The sequence below is a fragment of the Streptomyces sp. NRRL B-24484 genome (genome assembly GCF_000717715.1).
Lineage (GTDB): Bacteria > Actinomycetota > Actinomycetes > Streptomycetales > Streptomycetaceae > Kitasatospora.
This window is the reverse complement of the sequence record NZ_JOAI01000019.1, coordinates 17,995-42,082: the sequence shown is the minus strand read 5'-3', so window position 1 is coordinate 42,082 and position 24,088 is coordinate 17,995. Positions and strand designations below refer to the sequence as shown.

General features: G+C 71.5%; 19 protein-coding genes and 2 pseudogenes. 8 read left to right on the top strand and 13 right to left on the bottom strand.

Annotated elements, in window-relative coordinates; all coding sequences use genetic code 11:
- Nucleotides 1-176 precede the first annotated feature (176 nt).
- The 3 genes from IE98_RS0118400 (at nucleotide 177) to IE98_RS49195 (ending at nucleotide 1,740) form a co-directional block, all read left to right on the top strand.
- Nucleotides 177-593, top strand: coding sequence for a hypothetical protein (locus IE98_RS0118400; protein WP_030270236.1), 417 nt, complete (start codon nucleotides 177-179; stop codon nucleotides 591-593).
- 476 nt (nucleotides 594-1,069) lie between these two features.
- Entirely contained in the window at nucleotides 1,070-1,480 is a 411-nt protein-coding gene (locus IE98_RS49200; RefSeq protein ID WP_159400963.1) for a hypothetical protein, read from the top strand.
- Between the two features lie 83 nt (nucleotides 1,481-1,563).
- Nucleotides 1,564-1,740, top strand: coding sequence for a hypothetical protein (locus tag IE98_RS49195; protein WP_159400962.1), 177 nt, complete (start codon nucleotides 1,564-1,566; stop codon nucleotides 1,738-1,740).
- A 114-nt stretch (nucleotides 1,741-1,854) separates the two neighbouring features.
- Here the strand turns inward: IE98_RS49195 and IE98_RS0118385 are convergent, their stop codons facing one another.
- Together IE98_RS0118385 and IE98_RS0118380 are read right to left on the bottom strand one after the other, a co-directional pair.
- Nucleotides 1,855-2,346, bottom strand: a complete 492-nt coding sequence (locus tag IE98_RS0118385) for a hypothetical protein (RefSeq protein ID WP_030270232.1) — start codon at nucleotides 2,344-2,346, stop codon at nucleotides 1,855-1,857.
- Nucleotides 2,334-2,876 (bottom strand): hypothetical protein, encoded by a 543-nt coding sequence (locus tag IE98_RS0118380; RefSeq protein ID WP_030270231.1) that lies wholly within the window; start codon nucleotides 2,874-2,876, stop codon nucleotides 2,334-2,336. The genes IE98_RS0118385 and IE98_RS0118380 overlap by 13 nt, the downstream gene beginning before the upstream one ends.
- A 486-nt stretch (nucleotides 2,877-3,362) precedes the next feature.
- On the opposite strand from IE98_RS0118380, the gene IE98_RS0118375 reads away from it, so the two are divergent.
- Nucleotides 3,363-4,337, top strand: coding sequence for a hypothetical protein (locus tag IE98_RS0118375; RefSeq protein WP_030270230.1), 975 nt, complete (start codon nucleotides 3,363-3,365; stop codon nucleotides 4,335-4,337).
- A gap of 364 nt (nucleotides 4,338-4,701) precedes the next feature.
- Here the strand turns inward: IE98_RS0118375 and IE98_RS0118365 are convergent, their stop codons facing one another.
- Genes IE98_RS0118365 through IE98_RS0118340 form a run of 6 tightly spaced genes read right to left on the bottom strand, consistent with a single transcriptional unit; the run spans nucleotide 4,702 to nucleotide 11,856 of the window.
- Nucleotides 4,702-5,055 (bottom strand): putative quinol monooxygenase, encoded by a 354-nt coding sequence (locus IE98_RS0118365; RefSeq protein WP_030270228.1) that lies wholly within the window; start codon nucleotides 5,053-5,055, stop codon nucleotides 4,702-4,704.
- The gene (locus tag IE98_RS0118360) at nucleotides 5,052-6,248 is read right to left on the bottom strand and encodes a ferritin-like domain-containing protein (RefSeq protein WP_030270226.1); all 1,197 of its coding nucleotides are present in this window, start codon (nucleotides 6,246-6,248) and stop codon (nucleotides 5,052-5,054) included. The genes IE98_RS0118365 and IE98_RS0118360 overlap by 4 nt, the downstream gene beginning before the upstream one ends.
- Nucleotides 6,245-8,236, bottom strand: coding sequence for a GMC family oxidoreductase (locus tag IE98_RS0118355; protein WP_030270224.1), 1,992 nt, complete (start codon nucleotides 8,234-8,236; stop codon nucleotides 6,245-6,247). The genes IE98_RS0118360 and IE98_RS0118355 overlap by 4 nt, the downstream gene beginning before the upstream one ends.
- Nucleotides 8,237-8,270: 34 nt before the next feature.
- Complete coding sequence (locus tag IE98_RS0118350) at nucleotides 8,271-8,756, bottom strand: hypothetical protein (RefSeq protein ID WP_052390670.1); 486 nt, start codon at nucleotides 8,754-8,756, stop codon at nucleotides 8,271-8,273.
- A 23-nt stretch (nucleotides 8,757-8,779) separates the two neighbouring features.
- On the bottom strand, nucleotides 8,780-10,240 hold the full coding sequence (locus tag IE98_RS49190) for an FAD-binding oxidoreductase (RefSeq protein ID WP_030270219.1): 1,461 nt from the start codon (nucleotides 10,238-10,240) through the stop codon (nucleotides 8,780-8,782).
- Nucleotides 10,237-11,856, bottom strand: a complete 1,620-nt coding sequence (locus tag IE98_RS0118340) for a Dyp-type peroxidase (protein WP_052390669.1) — start codon at nucleotides 11,854-11,856, stop codon at nucleotides 10,237-10,239. The genes IE98_RS49190 and IE98_RS0118340 overlap by 4 nt, the downstream gene beginning before the upstream one ends.
- A gap of 704 nt (nucleotides 11,857-12,560) precedes the next feature.
- Between IE98_RS0118340 and IE98_RS0118335 the strand changes: the two genes are divergently transcribed.
- Complete coding sequence (locus IE98_RS0118335; RefSeq protein WP_030270216.1) at nucleotides 12,561-12,812, top strand: hypothetical protein; 252 nt, start codon at nucleotides 12,561-12,563, stop codon at nucleotides 12,810-12,812.
- 148 nt (nucleotides 12,813-12,960) lie between these two features.
- On the opposite strand, the pseudogene IE98_RS46400 reads toward IE98_RS0118335, so the two are convergent.
- Nucleotides 12,961-13,241 (bottom strand): annotated as a pseudogene (locus IE98_RS46400) (hypothetical protein).
- A gap of 251 nt (nucleotides 13,242-13,492) precedes the next feature.
- Here IE98_RS46400 and IE98_RS0118325 point away from each other — a divergent pair.
- Both IE98_RS0118325 and IE98_RS52595 read left to right on the top strand, forming a co-directional pair.
- A complete protein-coding gene (locus IE98_RS0118325; protein WP_030270215.1) occupies nucleotides 13,493-14,269 on the top strand; it encodes a DUF6193 family natural product biosynthesis protein in 777 nt (258 codons plus the stop codon).
- A 357-nt stretch (nucleotides 14,270-14,626) separates the two neighbouring features.
- Nucleotides 14,627-14,701: pseudogene (locus IE98_RS52595) on the top strand (integrase); the annotation flags it as partial.
- 638 nt (nucleotides 14,702-15,339) lie between these two features.
- On the opposite strand, the gene IE98_RS50120 reads toward IE98_RS52595, so the two are convergent.
- Nucleotides 15,340-17,274: an Ig domain-containing protein gene (locus IE98_RS50120; RefSeq protein ID WP_078661113.1), complete on the bottom strand. Its 1,935-nt coding sequence runs from the start codon at nucleotides 17,272-17,274 to the stop codon at nucleotides 15,340-15,342.
- A gap of 1,173 nt (nucleotides 17,275-18,447) precedes the next feature.
- On the opposite strand from IE98_RS50120, the gene IE98_RS52265 reads away from it, so the two are divergent.
- Nucleotides 18,448-20,022: an RICIN domain-containing protein gene (locus IE98_RS52265; RefSeq protein ID WP_078661112.1), complete on the top strand. Its 1,575-nt coding sequence runs from the start codon at nucleotides 18,448-18,450 to the stop codon at nucleotides 20,020-20,022.
- A gap of 191 nt (nucleotides 20,023-20,213) precedes the next feature.
- On the opposite strand, the gene IE98_RS0118305 is transcribed toward IE98_RS52265, so the two are convergent.
- The 3 genes from IE98_RS0118305 to IE98_RS0118295 all read right to left on the bottom strand — a co-directional run bounded on the left by IE98_RS0118305 (nucleotide 20,214) and on the right by IE98_RS0118295 (nucleotide 23,923).
- Nucleotides 20,214-21,929, bottom strand: a complete 1,716-nt coding sequence (locus tag IE98_RS0118305; protein ID WP_030270208.1) for a ricin-type beta-trefoil lectin domain protein — start codon at nucleotides 21,927-21,929, stop codon at nucleotides 20,214-20,216.
- A gap of 466 nt (nucleotides 21,930-22,395) precedes the next feature.
- Nucleotides 22,396-22,995, bottom strand: coding sequence for a histidine phosphatase family protein (locus IE98_RS0118300; protein WP_030270206.1), 600 nt, complete (start codon nucleotides 22,993-22,995; stop codon nucleotides 22,396-22,398).
- 67 nt (nucleotides 22,996-23,062) lie between these two features.
- Entirely contained in the window at nucleotides 23,063-23,923 is an 861-nt protein-coding gene (locus IE98_RS0118295; protein ID WP_030270204.1) for a class II fructose-bisphosphate aldolase, read from the bottom strand.
- Nucleotides 23,924-24,088: the final 165 nt, after the last annotated feature.

Here is a 24,088-nt window from a genome sequence, read left to right as displayed (position 1 = left end):
GCCGGTTCGCCCCCTCGTGGTGACCGAGGCGTCGGACGATCCGTCAGTCCGCTGACAACGCGGTGCACCCGACCGACAGCGGCGTGCCGGTGATCTGCCGCCGGCCCGTGCGACTTTGGTGCAGCAGGGGCGGGGGACACGCCCCGTCCGACAGAACCACAAGCACAGGAGCCGCAATGGACCAGTCACTGATCACCCGCATGCGCGAGTACCTCGACGCCGGCCTTGCGGTGGACGTCGAGACGCTGGACGAGCTCTACGACCCGTCGTTCGAGAACATCCGCACCGACGAGGCCGGGCAGGTGGTGACGATCACCAAGGAGCAGTTCATACTGCACTTCCGGGCCATGCGCGACCAGGGGAAGCAGGTCGGCGACTCGGTGGACGACGTGCGCTTCCTCGCCACCGTCGTGCGCGGCGACCAGGGCACCGTGATCATGCGCCGCGAGCAGCAGGGCGTGCCGGTGCGTTACTGCTTCGTCCGGCAGCGCGCGGGCGGGCGGTGGACCACGCTGCTGCACGAGGTGAGCTTCGAGCGGGACATCACGCCGCTGATGGCAGCGGTTGAGGCCGCCCGGGCCGGGACGGCGTGAGGGCCGGCCCACTCACGGTTCGACGCCGCGTCAGCGCGTGGGGCGCCGCCCGCGGGCCGTCCCGTCGCCGGAACCGCTCTTTGAGCTCCCGGCCGGGGACGGTACCCATGGCCTGCGGCCCGTGGCGGCCGGGCGGACGGCGTTCAGGACCTGGGATCGGCAGCGGTCACCGGGCCTCGGCGCCGCCGCCGACCGGCCGTCCGGGGGTTGGAGGCGAAGTGCGGCCGGATCTCAGCGGGTGGGCGCGGTCGGCCGGTCGCGGCGGAAGGTCTCACCCCGGGGCAGCTCGCACAGCTCGCCGAGCAGTCAGCCGTTCGACCACCCCTGCATGGACAACGCTCCTGACCCGACGTCAGGTTGCAGTGGAACCGGACGAGATCGGCCCACCGGCCGCCCCGACCCGTAGTCAGATGATCTTGCCCGCTGCTATCGTGCCTGCGGCAAGATCCAGACAGGGATGTACCGAACGGAGATTCATGCGCACGTCACAGCGGACAGCCGCCCTCGCGCTCAGCGCTCTGGCCATGGTCGCGGGAACGGTGTCCGTGGCCACGCCGGCCGCGGCGGCCACCACCCCGAGCGGCGCATGCGGCAGCGGCTACTACCAGATCGACCACCACGCCCTCGGCACGGTGGCCGACATCTACCTGTTCTACAACGGGTCGAGCAACTGTGCCGTCACCTGGGTGCGGAGCCCTAACGGGACCAGGACGTACGACCTGCGGGTACAGATCATCCGCAAGAGCGACATGGTGGAGTCCCCCGACTGGGGCTTCTACAAGTTCTACGCCGGCCCGGTGAAGCTCAGCGCCAAGAACACCTGCATCTCCTGGGGCGGGCAGGCGGAGGGCATCCGCTGGGCGTCCGACTGGGATCACTGCGGCTGATCGGTGAACGACCCCGCCGTCCCGGGGCCCGGGAAGCTGCGCCCGTCGGCGCAGCACTTCCCGGGCCCCACCCCACGGCGGCGGTGGCCGGCGACCTGGACGCCCTGCCCGTCGGCGGCACGGACAGCACCGTCCACCTGCTCTTCCGTACGGTCGCCAAGCTCGCCGCCTCCTCCGCGGCGACGGCCTGCACGCACCCGCCTGCCGCGCCCTCGCCGCCACCAGGGATCCGCGAGCCGTCCCGACCCTGCAGCACCTGATGGCCCACGACCACGCGAGGACCCGCCTCGGCGGCCTGGTGCCGACCGCCGCGAAGCAGTGCCTGAACTCCCGGGCCGCACCGTCGTCGCTCGGAGCACGTGGTGGGCGCAGCCTCAGAGGCACGTCCGGCAGTAGAGGAGTTCGCCGTCCGCCCGGGCGCGCCGAGCGAGGCCGACCAGCCAGGTGACGGCCGGCTGCATGTCCTCGCCGTCGACGCCGTGCAGTTCCTCCGTCCGAGCCCACCGTGCGGCGACCGCCGGCACCTCCGTGTCCGGCACCCCTGCGAGGGTGTCACGGGTGGCGGCATGGAGTTCCACCACCCACGGTCCGGTCGCCCAAGGGTCGTCGTCGTCCACCACGTGCGCGTGGGGCTCCGGGCCGGGCGGCCGGACGGGCGTGTCCTCGACGATGTCGACGTCCCAGGGGACCTCCTGGACGGCCGCGACCAGTTGTCCGAGGACGACGTACGGATCCAGCCCCTTGGACCGGACCCCGTCGAAGGCGGGCTGCCGGCCCGAGAGCGGGGACGAGCCCTCCGTCCGTGCCAGGACCCGCCGGACGGCATCGGCGTCCGGCGCCCGGAAGTAGTCCGTCAGAATGCCCATCGCCTCCGCCTCCCGGCTGCTCGACCTCGCCCGGCATCAGACCAGAGGCCACCGACAACCGCGGAGGGCCGGCAGTTACAGCCGATCGTGCGTCGGGGCAGCACGAACACCGCAGCTGCACGTTGTCGCAGGCTACGGCGGAACGACCCTCCACCCACGAGGGAGTGGGCCGCCGGGGGCCGGACCGGCTCGGGGTCCAGGCTCGCCACAAACACCACCAGGGCCAGCTGCCGGGCAGCATGCAGGCAGCCCTCCGCCGTCAGGCTCGGGTTCCTCTCACGGGCGGCGTCCTGCAACACCAGCAGGGCCGCCACCAGCACGGTGTGGGTGGCCTGGCCGAGAACCTCCGCACCGCTGTGCTCGCCCGTGGCGGTCAGCTCGGCCGGCAGCGCGAACGCCTCCTCGGGATCCTCCAACGCCTCGATGACGTCGGACCCCGCACCGACCAGGCCCACGGCGGCCGTCTGTTCCGCGGTCACCGGCGGCGCCCGCCCCGGCACGATGTCCGTGCCGACCTGCTCGCCGAGCACGGCGCTCTCCGCCCCCGCCAGGGGAGCAGCGGCGCCGGAACATGGTCCGGCCCTGCCCGCCCTCCCGGCCCGCCTCGGCGGGCCGGCGTTCCTCGTCGCGCATCGTCGCATCGTCGCGGCGGACCGATGCGCTCGCGGCGAGCGCGGCGATGGGCCACGGGCTCCCCCGCACGCCCTCCCGCTCGGGCGGGGCGTCCGCGATCGGCCCGTCGACGGCCGCGGCCGCCTGCGCGCACTCGGCCACCAACTCCGTTGCGGTCGCGATCAGACGCGTGTGACGCCTGCGCCTGGACTGGGCCGTCAGGTGCGGTCTTGCTGCCGCGCCGGGAGGCCGCGGGCGCTGCACGCGCCTCCGGCCTCCCGGCCGCGCGTTCAGATGCCGGGGGCGCCCCCTCGGCGGACACGGCGATGGGTCATCATGGGCTCGACCACGACGGCGGCCTGCGACCCGGCCGCCGGCCCGGGCACCGGAGGGGGCGCAGCTCGATGAGTCTGGCCGGCCGGGCACGTCTGCCGATCGACGGCCGGGCCGTTGCCCGCAGCCGCCGCCCCTGGATGCATGCCCGGGAGCTCTTCCGCGGGTCCTTCCCTGCGGAGGAGGCGATCGTCCGCGGGCTGCTGCGGGAGCTGCCGCCCGCGGCCCGGTACGTCTCGTTCAACAGCCACCTCGGCAGGGCCACCGGCGCTGACCTGCTCTGGTGGTGGGTGGAGCCGGGCGGGCGGGGCTTCGGCTGCCTGATCCAGGTCCGGAGCCTCACCCGGCACGCGGGTGTCTGGCGGATCGGCTCGGACCGCCGGGCCCACCCGGACACGCAGCTGACCCGACTGCTGTACACGTCCGAGCACTTCGGTGTGCCCGCCGCGCTGCTGCTCCACCCCGGGGCGGCCACCGCCACCGCCGGCGGGTCTGCAGGAGAAGCGGCTGCCACGGAGGCGGCCGCGGACGACCGGCAGCCGTACACCCGGGCTGCCGGCCTGCTGCCGGCCCTGGCGGTCCGTGCCGACCTCCGGTACCGGGCCGAGGAGGCCGAGAACGCCGGGCTCCGGCTCGGCGGCCTCGACGGACCCGAACTGCTGGAGCGCGCCGTCCCGTTCGCGTCGCTCCTCGCCCCCGGCACCGAGCCGTTCCCGCCCGTCGCCACGGCTGCGGAACTCGCCCGGCAGGGCGTGCACCGCCGGCTGCGGCCGCTGCTCGCCGAACCGCAGTCCGGCGCGGGCGCGGTCGCCCGGATCGTCCACGACGCCTTGCGGCACCAGCCGCCGTGCGCGGCCCGGACCACCGACGGCACCCTGCTCGACCGACCCGGGCGGAGGGCGCGGTTCCATGCCGTCGCCCATCTCGGCCACGTCGCCGCCGGTCTGCGGCCCACGGTGCCCGACGACGTCCACCGGGCACTCGCCGGACACGGCCCATCGCGGCTGGCCCGATACGTCGCCGGCCTCGTCGTCGTCCCGCTGTGAGGTGGCACCCGGGCCGCACCATGGCGGGATCCGGCAAGGATCGGCGCATGGACACACCGCACGGCGAACAGCCCCCTCGACTGCCCGGACCTCCGACTCGCCTTCCCCCAGGCCGAGTTGACCTGGACCTCGGCCTGGATCTCCCGGCACCTGATCGAGCTGCCGGGCCGGTTCACCCCGAAGGTGGCCAAGGTCCCGGCGCCCGGAGCCGCCGTCCTCTCCACCCCGTCGGCGGCACCGCCCACCGCCGTGCCGCCGGCGTCGGAACCTTCCCGCCCCACGCCCCCCCGCCCCGCCGTCCCCCGGCAGCGGCGCAGCCGGTGGACCTTCCGGAGCGGCAGGTTCCGACGCTGACGGCGGGCCGTCAGCCGATGGCGGCTCCGCGGACGAAGCCGGCGAAGCGGTCGGCGAACTCGGCGCTGACGTAGAGCTTGCCGTCGTTCTGCACGAACAGGTCGAGGTTCTTGTCCAGCCAGTCCGTGAAGATCGGCCCCGTCCGGTGGTCGTCGAAGGCCTGACGGCTGGTCCAGGCGCCCATGAAGATCACCTCGCTCGGGGTGGGCGGCGGCAGCGAGCCCTCCACCACGGCGGTGTGCAGGCAGTACATGAGGGTGTCCGGCTCGCCCTCCTCCACCTGTCGCACCAGGTCCTTCAGGGCGTCCACGGCCTCCTGCTCACGGCCGGGCACGCACCACCACTTGGTCACGATGGAGATCATCGCGGCTGTCCTCCTCGGTTGTCGGTGCGGTTGTCGGTGCGGTTCTCGAGCCGCTGGACGAGCTTGTCGCGGTCCCCGCCCGGCGGGACGTAGGAGAACCGGGGGCACAGGGTGTGCCCGGGCTTCGCCGGGTTCGGGGTGCGCATCAGGGCGGTGGCCGCGTTCTTCAGCCCGTACATGGCGTGGACGGCCAGCCGCAGCGCGGGCCGTTCCCGCTCGGCGTGCGGGTCGAGCGGGTCGGTGACCTCCACCGGCCGGCCGGCGAAGGCGCGGTAGATGTCGTCGACGAGGTGCGAGTACGCCAGGTCGAAGGCGTCCAGGGCGGCGCCCTCTGGGCTGCCGTCCACGTCGCCGTTGCGCGGGACGTACAGCGCCGGCCGGACGGCGGAGTAGTCGATCAGCAGCAGCGCGCCCTCGGGGTGCTCGCCGGCCTGCTGGTCGGTGCGGAAGCGGCGGCCGGCCTGCAGTTCGCGGAAGCGCGCGTAGTGGGAGTACATCTGCCAGCCGGAGCCGAGCCGGTCGGCGTCGGTGACCGTCTTGGCGGGCCGGTGCAGGCACTCCTCGGGCAGGCCCTCGCCCTGGTCGATGATCTTCAGGACGGCTTCCCGCGCGGTGGCGCGGTCCTTCACCTCGACGACGTGTCCGGCGCCGCCGTAGTACTCGCTGTCGGGGATCTGGCGGACCGGCTGGAAGGCGCTGTCCGGGCAGATCGCCGGGTCGGCCAGGGCGGCGTCGACGGCGTCGTAGAACTCGCCGATGGTGCGGAAGCCGCCCGGCTGCGCCGGGATGTCGCCGAGGGTGGCGGCGCCGTGCAGCGGGTGCTCGATCCGGACGAAGCCGTCCACGGCGCGGGGCGTGAGCGGGAGCAGCTCGAGTGTGCCGATGCCGGTGACCAGCGGGCTGTCCAGCGGGTAGGCGGGGATCGGGCTGAGGTTGCGGCGGCCGTGGAAGTCGACCGGTGCGGTGCTGGGGATCTCGCCGAGGGCGTTGAGGACGTTGGCGGCGAGCGTCATGTGGAGCATCTCCTCCATGACCACGCTGCGGATCGTCTGCGTCGCGTCGGTGTTGCCTCCCGTGTCGATGGAGTAGAGGCCGGTGAGGTACACCGGGACGGTGCTGAGCTCCAGCCCGACGGCCAGCTGGAGTGCGGCCTTCAGGTCCTTGATGCTGGTGATCCTGGTGGGCTCGGTCATGCGTCGTTCCCCTTCAGCTGCTCGGCGATCCGGTCGCCGGTGCGGAGCGCCAGCGCGGTCATGGTGAGCGTGGGGTTGGAGGTGCCCAGGGTCGCCATGCTGCCGCAGCCGGTGATGTACAGGTTGGGCAGGTCGTGGCTGCGCTGGTGGCTGTCGACCACGGAGGTGGCCGGGTCGTCGCCCATCCGGTGGGTGCCGACGACGTGTCCGGCGCCGCGGACCCAGTAGGTGACGCCGTCGTGGGTGACGGCCGACGGGTCGTCGGCGTCGTAGTGGGTGTAGTCGCCGGGCCGGTACTCGGGGCGGCGGACCTTCTCGCCGATGCCGAGCTGGGCGAACAGCTGCCGGCTGGCCTCGGCGGCCCAGGGCAGTGCGTCCCGCACGTAGGGCGAGAGGTCGTAGTGGATGACGGGCCGGTGGTTGCCGAGCGCGTCCTTGTACCGGTCGTCGATGGTGACGCGGTTGGTGGGCTCGGGGTCCTGCTCCAGCTCCCAGGCGATCCGGAACTGGGCGGGCAGGATCTCGCCGAGCCGCTCGCGCAGCGCCCGGCCGTAGAGGCCGACCTCTCCGCTCTCGCCGCCGCCGACCAGGTCGTGGACGGTGTCGTAGGGGGCGTTCTCGGGGAAGTTCCAGCCCCAGTTGCCGATCTCGACGCGGAAGGCGGTGCGTTCCGAGCGGAAGCCGCCGTCCCGGAAGGCGGGGATGCCGGAGGTGGAGCCGGGGCCGCGGTAGGCGCCGACGCCGTCCTCGAGCAGGCCCCAGGTGAGCAGCAGCGGGTGGTCCATCAGGTTGCGGCCGACCTGGTCGCTGCGGTTGGCGGCGCCGGAGGCGAGCAGCAGGGTGGCGTTCTCGACGGCGTTGGCGGCCAGCACGTAGGTGTCGGCGGTGACGGTGTGCTCGACCGGTGCGCTGCCGTCGTCGAACCAGGTCCGGTAGGTGAGCCCGGTGACGGTGCCCGTGCCGTCCGGCTGCGTGGTGTGCCGGACGCGGGAGACCACGCACTGGCTGCGCACGGCCACCCGGGCCTTGGCGGGGGCGCCGTCCGCCGGGTCGCGGTCGGGGTACTTGACGATCAGTTCGTAGAGCGTCTTGAGCGCGTTGTACTTGGCCTGGGCGGGGCAGATCGGGATGCAGCTGGAGTTGCCCTCGCAGCGCTGGCCCTGGTCGAAGTTGCCGACCGCGCCGATCACCTGGTAGCCGTCGGAGGGCTGGGAGTTGCGGCCGACGGGGGTGTTGCTGAGCTCGATCGGGAAGGTGTGCGGCCGGCCCTGCCGGTCGGTGAGTTCGACGACCAGGCCGGCTGACTTCTTGGCCAGGTACTGGTCGAGGTAGCTGCTGGGGATCCGCTCCATCGGGAAGCGGTAGGCCCCGTCGGGGAACTTCGCGGTGTTCGCGCTCCTGAAGAACTTCGCCGGGTCGCCGCCGATGCCGGGGTAGACCTGGTCCTCGACGTTGGCCGACACCCCGATGATGTCCCACTCGGCGCGCTCGTAGTAGGGCTTCAGCTCCTCGTACGAGAGCGGCCAGTTGACGCTGTGCCCGTAGGTGTCCCGCATCCGGAAGTCGTTGGGGAGCATCCGCAGGCAGGTGCCGAGCCAGTGCAGGGTGGTGCCGCCGAGGGAGCGGGCGTAGTCGCTGCCGAAGGGCAGCGGGCCCATCTGGACGAAGTACCCGTTGTCGCTGGGCACCTTGGTGGTGCCGTCCGGGTTCATGATCGGCCGGCCGATGTCGAGCACGTCCGGCTGGGGCGCCGAACTGCTGGCCGGGTAGGGGGCGTTCGGGACCTTGGCCAGTGCGGCCTGGTAGGCGTCCACGTAGGTGTCGTACTTGTCGGCGCTCATCGCGGTGGCCCGGCCGGCCTCCAGGATGAGGATCCGGGGGTGCCGGGGCGGGCTCTGGGCGGCAGCCTTCTCGATGACGGTCTTGGCGATCGTGGCGGCGGAGATGCCGCCGCCGACGATGACGATGTCGTGGTCGTTGGTGCTCATGGCGCTTCCTCGCTCCTCGTGGCGCTTCCTCGGCTCAGAAGACGGGCATGGACGGCGGCTCCGCCCAGGAGCCGAAGCCGGGCGGCTTGGCGCCCATCGGGTGGGCGCCGGCGGCGACCCAGACCAGGCCCTCGCGGTAGGCCTGCGGGGAGACGACGTGCTCGACGTCCTCGGCGGTGGATCCGTTGACGTCGCGGTAGCCGCCGGAGAGCGGGTACCAGCTGCCGAGGTACCAGAGCTTGATCAGGCTGATGATCACCGGCGCGTAGCGCGGGTTCTCGACGACCCGGGTGCGCAGGGCCTCGCCGTCGTGGTTCCTGCGGTCGGCGGCGAGGGCCTCGGCGGCGGCCAGGAACAGGTGTCCGGCCTCGCGTTCGCCGATGATCCGCAGCAGGGTGGAGTAGTGGCTCTCGATCAGGCCGGTGCCGGCCAGCTCGGCGCGGTCGAAGCCGGTGAGGGCCACCGAGAGCTCGGTGAAGATCTGTTGGGGGCTGGGGGTGGGTGTGCCGTGGTCCGTCATGGCGTGCTCCCGGGGGGTGCGGGTCAGACGAGGGTGCGGTTGATCGGGCTCAGGTCGAGCGGGCGGCTCAGGTCCGGCTCGAAGGCGGAGTCGACCGACTGCTGGAAGCGGAAGAAGCCGCTGGGGTCGGCGGCCGCCTTGATCGCCTTCAGCCGGGCCAGGTTGTCGCCGTAGTAGGCGACCGCCCAGTCCTTCTGCAGCGGGTCGATGTAGTTGACGTAGGCGCCCTGGAAGTCGGCGCTGAGCGCCTCGCCGACGTCGAAGGCCCACTCCACGTTGGTGCGGGTGTCGGCCGGGTCGGTCCAGATCGCCTTGAGCTCGAAGACGTAGCGCTTGTCGCGGTGCGGGTAGGGCCCGTGGTTGTCGCCGTCGGGGTGCATGACCTTGCCGCGGCCGTGGGTCCACACCACGAAGCTGTCCGGCGAGGGGGCGTTCTCCATCGCGTCCTGGAGGGCCTCGATCATGTCGCCGCGCCAGCCGTCCTCGCCGATCACCCCGGAGCGGATGTACGCCTGGCGGTCGCCGACCAGGGTGGAGCGGCCGATGGTGGCCTCCCAGGTGGGCAGCGGCATCGAGTAGACGCTCACGTTGAACGGGTGCAGGCGCAGCATCGGCTGCAGCAGGTCGACGCCGTCGGCGTACTCCCCGTTGAAGACCGGGGTGATCCGGAAGGTGGGAACCTTCCGGGTCGGGTCCGCCGGGTCGGGGTCGCGCCCGACGTAGCCGTAGGCGGCCATCGCCTGCGGGACGTCCTTCGCCCAGGCGTCGTACGCGGCGATCACCTCCTGGGCGCGCTCCAGCGGGTAGGACAGCTCGCCGCCCATCACGGTCGCGGCCGCGGGCGTGTGCAGTTGGAGGGTCATCTCGACGGCGACGCCGAAGTTGCCGCCGCCTCCGCCGCGGCAGGCCCAGAAGAGGTCCCGGTCGGCGGGGTCGGGGGCGTCGGCGGTCAGGGTCCGCAGCCGGCCCGCGGCGTCGACCAGCTTGATCTCGAGGACGTTGTCGCTGCCGAGGCCGTAGGAGCGGGAGACGAAGCTGTAGCCGCCGCCCTGGAGGAAGCCGGGCAGGCCGACGGTGAGGCAGCCGCCGCCGATCGGGATCAGCGGGGTCGCGTTGCGGGAGACGTATCCGTAGACGTCGCTCCAGATCGCGCCCATCCGGACCCGCAGCCGGTCGGTGTCCCGGTCGAGTGCGATGCCCTTCATCAGCCCGAGGTCCAGCACGACGCCGCCGCGGTTGAGGCAGTACCCGGCGGCGCTGTGGCCGCCGCCGCGGACGGTCATCGGCAGTTCGAGCTCGCGGGCGAAGGCGATGGCCCGGGCGACGTCGGCGACCGAGTTGGCGCGCACCACGTAGGCCGGGGGCGTCCGGGTGCGGCCGTTGTCGATCTCCACCGTCCGGGCGTAGTCGGCGCTGCCCGGCTCGCAGACGTAGCCGCTCAGGCTCCGGGCGAGGGCGTCGACGGCACGGTGGTGGCCGCTCACGCCCCGGCTCCGTTCGCGGCCGACTCGACCACCGTGCCGAAGCGCTTCAGCGCGCTCAGGCTCGGCACGAAGAAGTACTCGCCGCCGCGCATGGTCACCCGCTGGCCGACCCGCTTCGGGAAGAAGGGGCTGGTGGGGGCGGGCGGCTGCTGGGAGAAGTCCAGCTGGTTGTGCGAGCCGTACACCTTGGGCCAGGGCTGTTCGAGCGCCTGGCCGCGGGATTCCGACGGCGGAAGTTGGCCGATCACCGCGTCCAGGCCGGTGCCGGGCTCGAGGAACTGCTCGAAGTTCGACCAGAGCGCCTGGATGAACTCGAACTGGTCCGGGATGCTGCTCTGCGCGCACAGGAACAGCAGGCCGACGGAGTCGGTGGGCGCCGGGTCCAGCGTCGCCGGGCCGAAGCTGATGCCGCGCCGGGCGATCCGCTGGGTCCGCTCCTGGGTGAGCGGCACCCCGAACTGGCGCTGCTTGTCGCCGCGCGGGTTGACCTTGCGGACGTGCGAGGCGAGCGGGCAGCGCACCGCGTCGACGTCCCGGTCGTAGCTGAAGTTGTTCGGCAGTGAGGCCAGCCCCGGCACCTGCTGCTCGACCACCGGCGTACCGTCCTTGAACCGGCCGACCATGTACGCGCCGGCCAGGGCGATGTCTGCGTCCGTGGGGTCCTGCGCCTTGGGGTCGGCCTGCTGGGCGATCTCCAGGGCGAGGGCCTTCTCGTCGCCGCGGAACCCGGCCACGTCCTGCTCGAGCTTGCGGTAGACGAAGTAGGAGCCGTAGCCGTCGCCGCCGCCGGCCGGGTCCTTGACCAGCACCTGGTCCAGCGGCGCGCTCGGGTCGTAGACGTCGATGCCGCCGTTGAGCGTCCTGGCCCGTGCGATGTCGCGGGCGAGGAAGAGCGGCTGGCTCACGCCGTCCGCGAAGCCGAAGTGCTCGTGGACGTTCCCGGTCGGGCCGGGGTTGCCCTGCGCGTCGAAGCGCATGGCGGTGCCGGTCTCCTCGGCGACCGTGGCGCCGATGGCAGCGAGCTGCTGCTCCAGCTGCGCCACCAGCGGGTCGATGCGCAGTGTCGGGTCGTCGTCGGCGACGATCACCAGCGCGTGCAGGGTGGCCTGGAAGGCGGGCTCCCAGGCGGTCACCGGCGGGTCGTTGAGGACCGTCACCCGGTTCTTGGCGCCGGCGGCGAAGGACGGGTCGTCCGGTGTGAGGTCGGCGCCGAGCCGCAGGTCGCGGTAGCCGTCGGCGGAGACCAGCGCGCCGACGAAGACGGTGCTGGCGGAGAGGATCATCGCGGTGCGGTCGGCGGCGGTGATCGCGCCGTTGCGGTCGAGGGTCCGCAGCGTGTCGCGGTAGCTGTTCGCCTCCTCGTACTGGGTCAGGGCCGAGGTGATGTACTCGGGCCGGGCCAGCGAGGCCAGCCACTGCCGCGACTTCTGCCGGTCGTCGGCGCCGGCGGTGGCGAAGGTGATGAACAGGTGGCGGCTGTGGTCGCGGCCGTGGCTCTGCAGGATGTTGCCCTGCAGGTCGCCCAGGGCGGCCCGGACGGCCTCCTGGGTGTTGCGGGTCGGGGGGATGGTCGGCAGGTCCGGATCGATCCCGGTCTGCTTCAGGTCGATAGCCATGCGCCCCACCATGGGCCGCCGCCGGGGCGGCCCGCGCGCCGCGACACGCCTCCCGAGGGCCCCGGCGGGGGCTGCAGAATGGTTCCCACGTGCGGGTTTGTTCGGGCACGGACTTGCCGGAAAATCAGCCGCACCACCACTCCGTCGGCGCAGCGCACGGGGCCCGCGGCGGGCCGCGCGCCGCGCCTCGGCCGCCCCCGAGTGAGCGGGTGCGCCCCCGCCCGGACGGCCCAGTGCCGGATCCGCCGATCCGCCCGCGGGACGGCCGGTGCATCGATCGGCCGACACCCGGTGGGGTCAGCCGCGGCCGCGGCGTCCGGCCCGCCCGCCGGTGGCGTGATTCGCTGGGGCCGAGCGCCGCGCGATGGGAACCGGATGAGTCAACTCGACCTTGCCGGACTGCAGTTCGTCATGACCTCGGTGAGTCTCGGCCCAGGTGCGGGCGAGCGCGGGGAGCTGGTGGTCGATCAGGTCGAGGACGTCGCGGCCGCGCGGGCCGAGCGCCGGCCAGGACTCGGCCTCCTCGATGACGCGGATGCGGTGGGTGAGGACTCGGTGCGGGTAGAGGCGGTTCGCCCAGGTGCCGGTGGTGCCGAGCGGCCCGACGACCCACAGCCTCCAGGTCCGGTGGCCGCCCGGGCGGGGAGGCCGGGGAGCCGCGGGACGTGCCCAGGACGCTCGACATCAGCCCCCGGAGCGGATCGATGCGTACGACCGTCACCCTCACCGGCTCCGGATTCATCCGCAACGGGACGGTGAGGTTCGTCTTCCACGCGAGCCAGATGGGCGGGGCCGGCACCGACAGCGAGGGCCGCTTCACCGCGGGGCTGCAACTGCCCAGCCCCGACGTCTACGCCCGCTTCCCGGGCCAGACGTTCTCCATCAGCACCACCGAGTACACCCGGGCGGGGGGATACCGGGCCAACGGACCGTCCGTCGGATTCCACCTCAACTGACTGGTGGCTGACGGCCTCGGCTCCGGGCCTCCAGGTACGGAGGCGGGGGCGGCGCAACCAGCAGCGGGGCCGCACCCACTGGGTCGCTTCGCCGCTCTCGCGCCGGCACAGGCCGCCCAGGGCGAAGTGTTTCGCCCTGGGGCCTGTTTCAGAAGGCGTCGACGCTGCGTCTGCTTGGTCGTCCTGGAAAGCTTCGGGCGGCCAGCCAGAGGATGAGGTCGCGAGCGATTGTGCCGATGCCGGTCTCGGTTGCCACGTCGTGTTCGCGACGGCTCGCGTCGCGGCGGACGATCTCGTAGCCGCCTTCGTCGAAGACAGCCACCGAGACGTACCAGACCGGGTCGTCCTCGTCGGCTGGATGACAACGAACGTGTTGTCGGTGTCGTTGAGGTCGTCGACCAGCATGAAGATGGCGTCCTTCCAGGACAACTGAGATGCCCGCTGCTCGCGCGGACATCAGTTGTCTGCCGCCTGGTGGAGGTTCGGCTGCCAGGACGCAGCGGCCACCATCGGGCCGCGGCGGTGCCGCTCTTGCCGGGCATCCCCCGACCGCCCGGACCGGCGACGCTGCCGTTCCCGGACTTTCCGCAATTGCGCCTCCCGTCACAGGGATCGTCGGCCCCCATCTCCCCATGTGTTGATCAGGTAGACCGGGCGCTGCCACGCGGCATACTGAGCGGGTGAGCTTCGAGGCGGGGGCAGGCGAGCGTCAGTGGGTCAACGGCGTGCTCGGGGAGGTGTTGAGGCGTACGGCGGAGGGCATCGGGGTCGTCCTGCCCGAGCCGGACAGTGAGGTTTCGGCCATCGCGGCGTATGGCGATGAGGGGCTCGGCCGGCGGGTGACGGTGTATCCACCCTACGAGCAGACTGAGGGCTCGCGGCTGTTGTCGGTGTATCCGCCCGGCGAGCAGTGCGGGGGCTTCTGGATGCGCCTGCAAAGCCACGGCGTGACCATGGCCGGTGGGTGGATCGCGGAGCCGGCCGAAGTGGTCAGGGCAACAGCGGCGTGGATCAGCGGTGCGGGGCTGACAGAGACCAAAGCCCTGGCCCCGGGCATCGGGTTCCGCCCGTGGGCCCTGGCGCACGAGCAGGAGCCGTTCGGCGCAGTCGAGTTGGTGTGGCACGTCAAGCTCGACCGCTTTCACACATCGTCGTGGGGCCGGACCCCTCGCACGCACGCGCTGTTGGTGGCGGCGTACGCCCAGCCGGCGCTCCGCAGGCTGACGCCGATCACCAGCCACTTCAACGTATGGTTCTCCACCAGAATCGAGCCTTCCGAGAACAGGCAGGTCGGGTACGGCCACTGGGAGGGGCAGGTCGGGTACGGCCTGTTCCCGCACGACGAGCGGCTGTACGGGGTGCGGCGCCCAGGCGGGGAGTTGGTCGCGCGCACCGAGACTCCGGAGGAAGCCGTCGCCCTCGTGGTGGCCGCCCTCCCGGAGGGCTCGGGCGGGTGAGCTGACGCTGGAGGCGAGTGTGTGTGTGTGGGGGGGGCATCCTGCACACGACGAGGGACTGCTGTCGGTGCTGGGGCCCTTACGGGAGGCCGGGAGAACCCGGCGGACACGTACCGGAAGGTCTCGGCACACTGCGGGCTCGGCAACGGCGGCGCCGCTGTGCGCGGCGGCCGACTGCCCCGCAGACTGCCCGCGATGCGCGGCCCGGCGCGCGGTCTGGTCCCAGTGGGAGCAGCGGTGGACGGACTACCGGCCGGCCTACCTCACCTGGGACGTCCCGCCCTGCGACCACCGGCAGCGGCCCGCCGAACGGCTGCCGGACTTCCACCGCGGCCGGTGCGCAATCTACGGCCGGACCCCGACGTCCTGGCCGCCCAGCGCCGTGAGCACGCCCGCATCCGCAGTGAGAAAGGCATCCGCTGGGGCGGACGGCCGGTGAAAGTCGCGGAACCCGCCGGAAGCATCAGCAACACTGGCGCCATGACCGCTGACCATGAGGCGCCTCAGGCCAGCCGGAATCGGACCTGGGGCCACCTCGATACTGCCCGGGCCCACCGTGCGGGCCTGTCCGACATCGACCTCTCAGCGACTCTCGAGTTCCTGCAGCACAACGAGCCGGGACTCGCCTTCGACTGCCTGGTCGATCTCGGTGACGACCTCTACTTGCCGTTCGCCTTCCGGCAGTACCTGGACCCACGCCCCACCGCACCGCAGGCCACCGCGACGTCTTGCCTCCACCCCGCCGCCGACGAACCCCTCCTGGTCGCCGCCGGCCGCTTCGGCCCCGCGCGCGTAGTGCCCTTCGGGGCGTACGCGCACACCTGGGTGCGCAAGGAGATCCAGCGAGCCATTGACTGTGCGGGTGTCGGTGGCACCGCTCGGAGTCTGCGCCCCGGCGCGCGGCCCTCACGGCTCGGTGGAGCGCGGGAGCATGCTCTGCCCGTAGGCGCGGACGGCGTTGTCGACGGTGGCCGCATTCGAGAGGGCGAGGGCGAGTCACCGGGTAGGCGGACGACCGCCGGGGGGCGGGCCCGGGGGGCTGCCCCCGGCGGTCGCCGGGTTTCCTTTCGTCAGGAGACGTTCAGGGCGGTGTCGTCGATCACGAAGCTGGTCTGGTAAGAGAAGTCCTCGGTGCCGGTGAACTTCAGGGTGACGGTCTGGCCCGCGTAGGCGGAGAGGTCGAAGGTCTTCCGGGCGTAGCCGGTGTTCTTGTTGAGGTTGGAGTAGGTGGCGAGGGTGGTGCTGTTGGCCTGGAGCTTCAGCGTGTCGTAGGCCGAGGTGGTCGTGGTCTCGGCGGTGTCGATGTGCAGCCAGAAGGTGAGGGTCGCCTTGCAGCCGGCCGGGACGCTGACGGCCTGCGACAGGGTGTCGGTGTGGGCGTAGCCGTAGCCGTTCAGCCAGGACTTCCAGGATCCGGAGTGGGCCGCCTCGGACGAGGAGTTGTCGACGACGTCGGCGGAGGCGGTCCACGGCGCGGCGGTGCCGGTCTCGAAGCCGGGGTTGCCGAGCAGCTGGCGGGCGGTGCAGCCGCCGCCGGTGGCGGACTCCGTCCAGGAGAACGACGTGCTGCCGGTGACGTTGGCGATGTCCCTGGCCGTCACCGTCACCGAGGAGGTGCCCGCGGCGGTGGGCGTACCGGAGATCAGGCCGGTGGCGGAGTTGATCGACAGGCCGGCGGGCAGCCCGGTGGCCGAGTAGGTGAGGGTCTGGCCGGAGGCCGAGTCGGAGGCGCTGATCTGCAGGCTGGCCGCGGTGCCGACGGTGCCGCTCTGGCTGCCCGGGTTGGTGACGGTCACGGTGTTGCCGGTCGAGCCGCCGCCCACGATCGGGTGGGAGATGGCACAGGAGTTGGTGTCGTTGGACCAGCTGGCCTGCTCGGCCCAGGTGCCGAAGCTGCCGAAGGTGATGTTGGCCATGCCGCCCGGGGTGCCGGGCGGCAGCCAGACGCACTCGTCCGAGTTCTCCTCGTTCTGGCCGTTGACGAGGTTGGTCCAGCCACCGGACGGGAACTGGTCGGACACCGTCTCGTGCCACTCGTGGCCGAGCGTGATCGTCCAGCCGTCGAGTGTGCCGGGCGAGTTGACGGCGCCGACGCCGCAGGCCGCTCCCCGGTCGATGTTGTAGGGCTGGTTGCTGAACGCGATGTCGCCGTAGGGCGAGGCGGCCGCGCCACCGGTCAGGTCGGTGTCGCCGTTCCAGTCGTGCCAGGCACAGAACCCTGGGTTGACGTCGAGGTAGTTGTCCGGGTTGGCGCCGGGCGGCGAGAGGATCACGTAGTACGCGTCACGGTTCGACGCAGCCGTGGTGTTGCCGAAGTGGGCGGCCGCGCTGACGGCCTCCACGCCGAGCTGGTGACCGGTCGCGGCACTGGGCGACGCGGCCGCGTTGTCGTACCACACGCCGGACAGCACGCCACCGATCTGGTACGGGACGAAGGCGGCGTTCGCCGGGCAACTGGTCGCGCCGGTGGCCACGTTGGGCCCGTCGCACCACTGGGTCAGGTCCGCGGACCAGAGCTCGTTGCCGGTGCCGATGCCCTTGAACATCTGCTGCGCGGCACCCGCCGCCCCGTTCGCGTCGCCGGAGAACTTCGCGTTCCCGTTGGCGTCGACGCTCTGCGCCCCCCACTGGTTGCCGTAGAAGACCAGGTACACCTTGGAGTGGCCGCTCTGCACGCCGACGCCGTGGACACCGCCGCCGTATTTCAGCGTGTTGGGTCCGGTCACGGCGTCGACAGTTGGGTGGCCGGCCGCCCAGGACTGCATCATGGCCTGCTGCGGGATCGTCGGCACCACCCCGTGCCGGTAGGCGTGCTGGTAGGCGGGGCTGTTCGGGTTGGCGGGGTTGTTCGAGTGGGCGACGGAGCCGCTCTGCGACTGCTCCGTGGCAGTGGCGGCCACCGCGTGGGGTGCGGCGGCGGTGAGCAAGGCTCCGGCAAGGAACGAGAGCGACGCGACGCCGGTCAGGGCCGTGCGTGCCGCGGTGCCGGTTCGGACGAAAGCCATGTGTGGGGGGGTTCCTCTCTCCTGCAGATCCCCGACGCCGGTCGGCGCGGGCGGTCCACTGCGTGGGACAGGGGCAGCGAAAGGCACCGGTGGTGCGGAACTTCGGGGTGTCCGACCGTGGGCCCGGCGCTTCGCGTCAGGACGGCAGGTCGGACCGTCGCGCCGTTCCTGCACGGGCGGGGAGTCCGGGCAGGGTTCAACACATGGGGCGCGGCGGAATGGTGTGCGAGGAGCGTTCCGTGCCGGCGTGGGGGTGAGCGTCACCGAGGTGCTGACCGAACCGGGATTCCGACGCTCCGACAGCTGGTGCCGGTCGCTGCCATGAAGCAAAGCAGAGCCCACCGAGAGCGGTCAACGACTCACGCGAACTTTATCTGATCAATCGTCAGAACAGGATAATTATCACGGGAAATGAGTGCGCAGGGATGGGCGGAACACCACGCCGGACCCGTGCGGTCAAGGACGGCGCGAGCAGGTTGGACCCCCTGACGGGCAATCCGCGAACGACATTCGGACCCGCCTCGGACAACCTGATTCGAGCCGCTCGGTCTCCTCACCGGCAACGGCGGCGGCGCCCCACTGCGCCGCCGAACGCCCCCCGAGCCACCGAGCCGCGGCACACCCGGACGAGGCCCCGGACAGCCAGGCCGCCACCACGCGGCCAGGAACGGCCACTCCGAGGACATCATGCTCGAACAACGGAGATTCCCCACCGCGCCCGCACACTGCTCGGCAGGACGGGATGCGGGCCCGCATCCCGTGCGGACACCAACACCTGATGCCAACGGGCCCGATTCGCCCACCCTTCCTTGACCACGGATCGCGCGGCCCTGTATCACCTTCAAAGCCCTTTGATTCCGTTGACTTCCGACGGACAGCGCCCTCCCGACAAAACCTTCAGCCCGCAGGCCCCGCCGCTTGAGCCCGCCCACCCCCTGGAACCCCAATAATCCGCCACCACTCGGCCCCGCACATCGCCGAACACGCGCCGGTTCATCACGCCCAGGCAGCGCAGTGCCGAAATCAGACCGACAATAGAATGGTCCGCCAGCACACGTCGGCGGAATTCCATACACAATTGGATCGTATGCGAGCTACCTTCTCTGTTGAAATTTTCGACTATTCCTGAATTTCACCTCCGGGCACTTGCACACAGAAAGGTCGGGGCGAACGATGGAATACATCATCCGCCTCTCCGAGGAGTTCGCGTTGCGCATCCCCCGTTCGGTCTCTCGCCTCACCGCCCTGGGACTTATGGGCGGCACGGTCGCCGGCATCACCTCCACGACCGTCGCCCCCACCGCCGCTGCCGCCGCCGGAGTACCGCGCCCCGACCACGTGGTGGTCGTGGTCTTCGAGAACACCGCCGAGACCTCCATCATCGGCAACTCCCAGGCCCCGTACTTCAACCAACTCGCCTCCTCCGGCGCCAACCTCACCCAGTCCTTCGCGATCGAGCACCCCAGCGAGCCGAACTACCTGGACCTCTTCTCCGGCTCCAACCAGGGCGTCACGGACGACTCCTGCCCGCACACCTTCGGCACCGACAACCAGGCCGCCCAGCTGATCGCCAAGGGCCTGACCTTCGCCGGCTACTCCGAGGACCTCCCCGCTGCCGGCTCCACGGTCTGCAGCAGCGGCAACTACGCCCGCAAGCACAACCCGTGGGTCAACTTCAGCAACGTGCCGGCCGCCGCCAACAGGCCGTTCACCGCCTTCCCCACCGACTTCACCCAGCTGCCCACCGTCTCCTGGGTGGTGCCGAACCTCTGCAGCGACATGCACAACTGCTCGGTGGCCACCGGTGACACCTGGCTCAGGACTCACCTGGACGCCTACGTCCAGTGGGCCAAGACCCACAACAGCGTCCTCATCACCACCTTCGACGAGGACGACAGTGCCGGGAACAACCGGATCGCCACCCTGGTCAACGGGCAGCCCGTGAAGCCGGGCGCCTACAGCGAACACGTCGACCACTTCGGCGTCCTGCGCACCATCGAGGACATGTACGGCCTGCCGTACGCCGGTTCCGCCGCGCAGGCCACCCCGATCACCGACATCTGGAACACCGGCACCGCCGGAAGCGTCACGGTGACCGACCCGGGCAACCAGGCTGGAGCGGTCGGGACTGCGACCTCGGTGCAGCTGCAGGCGACCGACACGGCCACAGGTGCGTTGACCTGGGCGGCGACCGGCCTCCCGCCCGGCCTGTCGATCAACCCTTCATCGGGCCTGGTCACCGGTGCGCCGACCACGACGGGTACGTACGCCGTCAACGTGACCGTCACCGACAGCACGGGTCCGTCGGGGAGCGCCTCCCTCAGCTGGACCGTCAGCCCGGCACTGGCCGGCACCCGCGTCATCCGGACCTCGGGCAAGGCGCTCGACGACCCGGCCGCCTCGCCCGACGTCAATACCCAGATGATCACCTGGGGCGTCAACGGCGGATCCAACCAGACGTGGGTCCTCACGCGGCAGACCGACGGCAGCTACCAGATCGCCAACGGCTCCTCGAAGCTCTGCCTGGACGTCAGCGGCGGCTCCCCCACGGCCGGGGCCAAGGTGATCCAGTGGTACTGCAAGGGCACGAGCAACCAGCGCTGGGAGATCACCGCCGCCAACGGCGGCTACAGGATCGTCTCGCAGAACAGCCACCTCTCGCTGACCACCGCTTCGACCACCGACGGCGCCCTCGTCACTCAGGAGCAGGACACCGGTTCCACCCTGCAGCGCTGGGCCATCGGCTGAGCGAACGCCCGCACGGGCGAGCCTGACCCGGACGACGGGGCCCTGTGGACATCCACCCCGCAGGGCCCACCGGGCGTCGGGCGGCGAGCCTGATCCGCCCGGTCGCCGACGTGCACGGGAAGGACCACGCGGCAGCACGGTGTCCCGGGGCGTTCGGCCCCGGGACACCGTGCTGCGATCGGAGGTGCGGTTCAGCTGGGCAGCGCCCAGATCTGGTTCGCCTCGTTGCGGCCGGCGCCGGCGCAGGGGTAGACGATGACCGGGTTGACGTCGTCGGTGAGGGCCGCGTAGTCGTCGAGGCAGAGGCCGGGCAGGCCGTCGTTGGACAGGTTGCCGTTGCGCCGGTAGGTCCACTTCTCGGTGGCGCGGCCGTCGCAGGTGCCGATGGCGGCCCAGTAGCCGGTGTACCGGCTGTCGTTCGTCCGGTAGACCGCGTCCAGGCACGCGCCGAGGATGCGGACGGTACCGTCGCCCGGGAGCGTCCAGCGCTGGTTGGCGTTGCCGGTGCAGTGGTAGAGGATGGCGGGATTGCCGTCGCCGGTGAGCGAGCCGCTGTCGTCGAGGCACTTTCCGCCGATGCCGGCGACCTCGCCGGTGGGCTGCCGGCCGCAGCCGCCCGCCGCGATCCGGACGATGGCGGTGCCGTGGGCGGGCACCGTGGCGCTGACGGTCCCGGTGGTGGTGGAGGTGGCGCCGGTCCACAGGTTCTTCACCGTGGCGGTGCAGCTGCCGGTGAAGCCGACAGCGGCGAGCGAGGTGCTCACGGTGGTGGCAGCGGAGCCGCGGTTGAGCACGGCCACAGCCCGGTCACCGTTGGCGAGTTGCTTGGCGAGGATGTCGGTGCTGCCGTTCTGTGCGACCAAGCCAGCCTGCTTGCCGAGGCCGTCCTGGTCGACTGCGATGATGTCGCTGTTGGACAGCGCGGCGAGCGAGGCCGGGGACAGTGCGGTGATGTCCGTGCTGAGGATCAGCGGAGCGGCCATCATCGACCAGAGGGCGATCTGGCTGCGCGACTCGTCGTCGGTGAGGTTGTCACCGGTGACCAGGAAGTCGGGGTCGTTCCAGCTGCCGGGCGCGGCGTACCGCGAGAGCGGCCAGTTGTAGCCGTACTGGGTCAGCACGCTGTTCCAGGCGGAGCCGCCCTGATGGAACATCTGGACGTCGTAGCCCTCCCGCCAGAGCTGACCGTCCTTGCTCGCGGCGTCGATGACGGTGTACCAGTCGCTGAGATCGGTGCTGCCGATGAAGAAGTAGGCGGGCGAGGACTCGGAGTAGACCATGTCACGCCGGGAGGCGTTGTTCTTCATCGCCGCACCGAAGGCGTGGTAGGCGGTGGTGTAGCCGGCGGCGCTGTTGGACGCGGCGGGCATGTTGCAGCCGTCGAGCTTGATGTAGTCGACGGCCCAGGAGGCGAAGAGGTCGACGTCCTGCTGGAAGTGGTTCCAACTGCCCGGATAGCCACCGCACGTGTGGCTGCCGATGTCCTCGTAGATGCCGAACTTCAGTCCCTTGGAATGGAGTTGCTGCCCGAGCCAGACCATGCCGTGCGGGAAGGTGCTCGCGTTGGCGACCAGGTTTCCCGAGGCGTCGCGGGAGCCGGCCATCCAGCAGTCGTCGATGGTGACGGTGGTGTAGCCCTTGGCCGCGAGGCCGCGGCTCACCAGGGCGTCCGCCTGGGCGAGGATCAACGACTCGCTCGGGCCGGTGTCGCCCGGGTACGGATTTCCGGTCGAACACCCGAACCTGGCCCAGTTGTTGAATCCCATGGGCGGGGTCACGGCCAGGCCGTTGCCGTTGGGGCTGGTGGCGGTCGGATCGGCGTGGGCCGGAGCCAGGGGAAGCATCAGCGAGGTGGCTGTGGCGAGCGCCGCGGTGGCGGCCGCCCACAACCTTCGGGGCATGGTCATGACAGTCCTGCCTTCCGGATGGGAGGTCGGACGGTCGCCCGCGGGCACGGCACGACCGGAAGCCGTGCGGTGCCCGGGGGCGCGCGCCGATGGTCCTCGCCGCGATCGCGCCAGCGCTACCGATCTGCAGATCGGCCCACGGCACCGGCGAGGTGTGATTAATTCTGCGCGAAAGTGGCAGCAAGTCAACACAATCACACAACTTCATTTGGCTTTTCCAGGACCCAAGGTGACGATCGATCAGCACATTGGACGTCGCGATCATGGCAGAGTGGCACTCCAGCAGGCCCGTGGAATCGCCTCACCAGCATGTTCGGGGTCGCAGGCCTGACGGTTCACCGCAGGGCGACGGCCCGACCCGAGATGTTGGACCGTGTTGATATCGGGAACTCCCGGCGCCGATCTGCGGTGGACACCGCATCCCGGAGCGCGCCGGGTCCGATCCCGCTTCGCGGCGGCGCGCCGCTCAACCCGAGGACCGGTCGTTCCACCCGAGGACCACCGGCCGGCCGCGGTGTGTGCCCAGGCGGCCGACCGCCGCGGGCGCCAGATGGAAGACAGCACCGCAGGCCGTCGGCAGACCCAGGTGGCGGACGGCCAGGACCCGCAGGAAGTGGCCGTGCCCGACGACGACCACGTCTCCGTGATCGGCGACGAGGTCCGCCCGCAGGTCGCGCAGGAGCCGGTCGGCCCGCTCACCGACCTGGATCGGGGATTCGCCGGGGCGACCCGGCCCTTCGGCCGGCGCACCGTCGCGCCACAGGCTCCACCCCGGCCGCCGCCGGAAGATGTTCGTGGTCCGCAGGCCCTCGTAGCAGCCGTAGTCCCATTCCCGCAGGTCGTCGCGGAGCTCAGGAGCGGGGAGGCCCGCGAGCCGGGCGGTCTGCCGTGCCCGGATGCGCGGGCTGCTGAGGACCCGGCCGAAATGCAGTCCCGACAGGACGACGCCCAGACCCCGTGCCTGGCGCTCCCCTTCCGGCGTCAGCGGCAGATCGGTGTAGCTTGCGTGCTGTCCTGTGATCGTCCAGGCGGTCTCGCCGTGGCGGACGAGGACGAGGTCCCCCATGAGATCTTCCTCCGGTCGGGTGGGCGCAGGTGGTGGCAGGCCGACGACGGTTCGGCGGCCTGATCGTTCACGCGGCAGGTGCGGCAGGGCCGTTGAGGACGGACAGCAGGTGGGCGGTCAGGGTCGCCATGGCGCCGCGTCCGTCCGAGAGATAGCCGCGGGGGTCGACCGCGTGCCGGTCGGCGACGAGCCGGGCACGGACGGCGCCGGTCATGGCGATGTTGAATGCCGTCCCCATGCCGACCTTGGTGATGCCGCCGGCCACGGCGGCGGCGAGTTCGTCGTCGGGCACGCCCGTGGAGTCGTGCAGCACGAGCGGCCGACCGACGCCGGCGCGCAGACGGCCGAGCAGGCCGTGGTCCAGGCGGGTGGTGCGATCGGTCACGGCGTGGGTGCTCCCGATCGCGACGGCGAGCGCGTCGACGCCCGTGTCGGCGGCAAATCTGGCTGCCTCGTCCGGGTCGGTGCGTGCGCCGAGTGCGTGCGCGTCGACCGGGCCCTTGGCACCGACCACGCCGAGTTCGGCCTCGGCCCAGATGCCGTGGGTGTGGGCCCAGTCGACGGCGGCGCGGGTGGCGGCGACGTTGTCCTCGCAGGGCAGGTGTGCGGCGTCGATCATGAAGGAGCTGAATCCGCAGTCCACCGCGCCGAAGAGGAGTTCCGGGCTCCTGACGCGGTCGAGGTGGAGCGCCACGTCGACCTGGGCCGCCTGCGCGGCGCAGAGACAGGCCGCCGTGATCGGCCCCGGCCGCCCGTCGTGGTACCTGATGGCGTTCTCGCTGATCTGGAGGATGACGGCCTGGCCGGCCCGCTCGGCGCCGCGGACGGCGGCCTCGATGTGTTCGAGGGTGATGACGTTGACGGCTCCGACCGCGCCGCCGCGGGCGGCGGCGCGGGTGACGAGGACTGCTGTCGTGGACAGTGGCATGACGGGTCCCGGTGGTGGAGGGCAGTGGTGGAGGGGGTGGTCAGGGGGGGTTCGACCTGGACGGCGGACCGGAGCGCCTGACGGGTGTCCGGTCGAAGTCCCGTCCACACGCTGCTTCCCGCCGACGCAACGGTGCCGCCGAGGGTGGTCCACGGTGAGTGACGT

What these genes read in the sequence shown, in the direction of transcription:
- IE98_RS52265 (WP_078661112.1), top strand. Translation starts at nt 18,448, where the DNA reads ATGGAATACATCATCCGCCTCTCCGAGGAGTTCGCGTTGCGCATCCCC.
- IE98_RS49200 (WP_159400963.1), top strand. Translation starts at nt 1,070, where the DNA reads ATGCGCACGTCACAGCGGACAGCCGCCCTCGCGCTCAGCGCTCTGGCC.
- IE98_RS0118360 (WP_030270226.1), bottom strand. Translation starts at nt 6,248, where the DNA reads ATGACCGAGCCCACCAGGATCACCAGCATCAAGGACCTGAAGGCCGCA.
- IE98_RS50120 (WP_078661113.1), bottom strand. Translation starts at nt 17,274, where the DNA reads ATGGCTTTCGTCCGAACCGGCACCGCGGCACGCACGGCCCTGACCGGC.
- IE98_RS0118355 (WP_030270224.1), bottom strand. Translation starts at nt 8,236, where the DNA reads ATGAGCACCAACGACCACGACATCGTCATCGTCGGCGGCGGCATCTCC.
- IE98_RS0118340 (WP_052390669.1), bottom strand. Translation starts at nt 11,856, where the DNA reads ATGGCTATCGACCTGAAGCAGACCGGGATCGATCCGGACCTGCCGACC.
- IE98_RS0118365 (WP_030270228.1), bottom strand. Translation starts at nt 5,055, where the DNA reads ATGATCTCCATCGTGACCAAGTGGTGGTGCGTGCCCGGCCGTGAGCAG.
- IE98_RS0118400 (WP_030270236.1), top strand. Translation starts at nt 177, where the DNA reads ATGGACCAGTCACTGATCACCCGCATGCGCGAGTACCTCGACGCCGGC.
- IE98_RS0118300 (WP_030270206.1), bottom strand. Translation starts at nt 22,995, where the DNA reads ATGGGGGACCTCGTCCTCGTCCGCCACGGCGAGACCGCCTGGACGATC.
- IE98_RS0118305 (WP_030270208.1), bottom strand. Translation starts at nt 21,929, where the DNA reads ATGACCATGCCCCGAAGGTTGTGGGCGGCCGCCACCGCGGCGCTCGCC.
- IE98_RS0118385 (WP_030270232.1), bottom strand. Translation starts at nt 2,346, where the DNA reads ATGGGCATTCTGACGGACTACTTCCGGGCGCCGGACGCCGATGCCGTC.
- IE98_RS0118375 (WP_030270230.1), top strand. Translation starts at nt 3,363, where the DNA reads ATGAGTCTGGCCGGCCGGGCACGTCTGCCGATCGACGGCCGGGCCGTT.
- IE98_RS0118295 (WP_030270204.1), bottom strand. Translation starts at nt 23,923, where the DNA reads ATGCCACTGTCCACGACAGCAGTCCTCGTCACCCGCGCCGCCGCCCGC.
- IE98_RS0118350 (WP_052390670.1), bottom strand. Translation starts at nt 8,756, where the DNA reads ATGACGGACCACGGCACACCCACCCCCAGCCCCCAACAGATCTTCACC.
- IE98_RS0118335 (WP_030270216.1), top strand. Translation starts at nt 12,561, where the DNA reads ATGCGTACGACCGTCACCCTCACCGGCTCCGGATTCATCCGCAACGGG.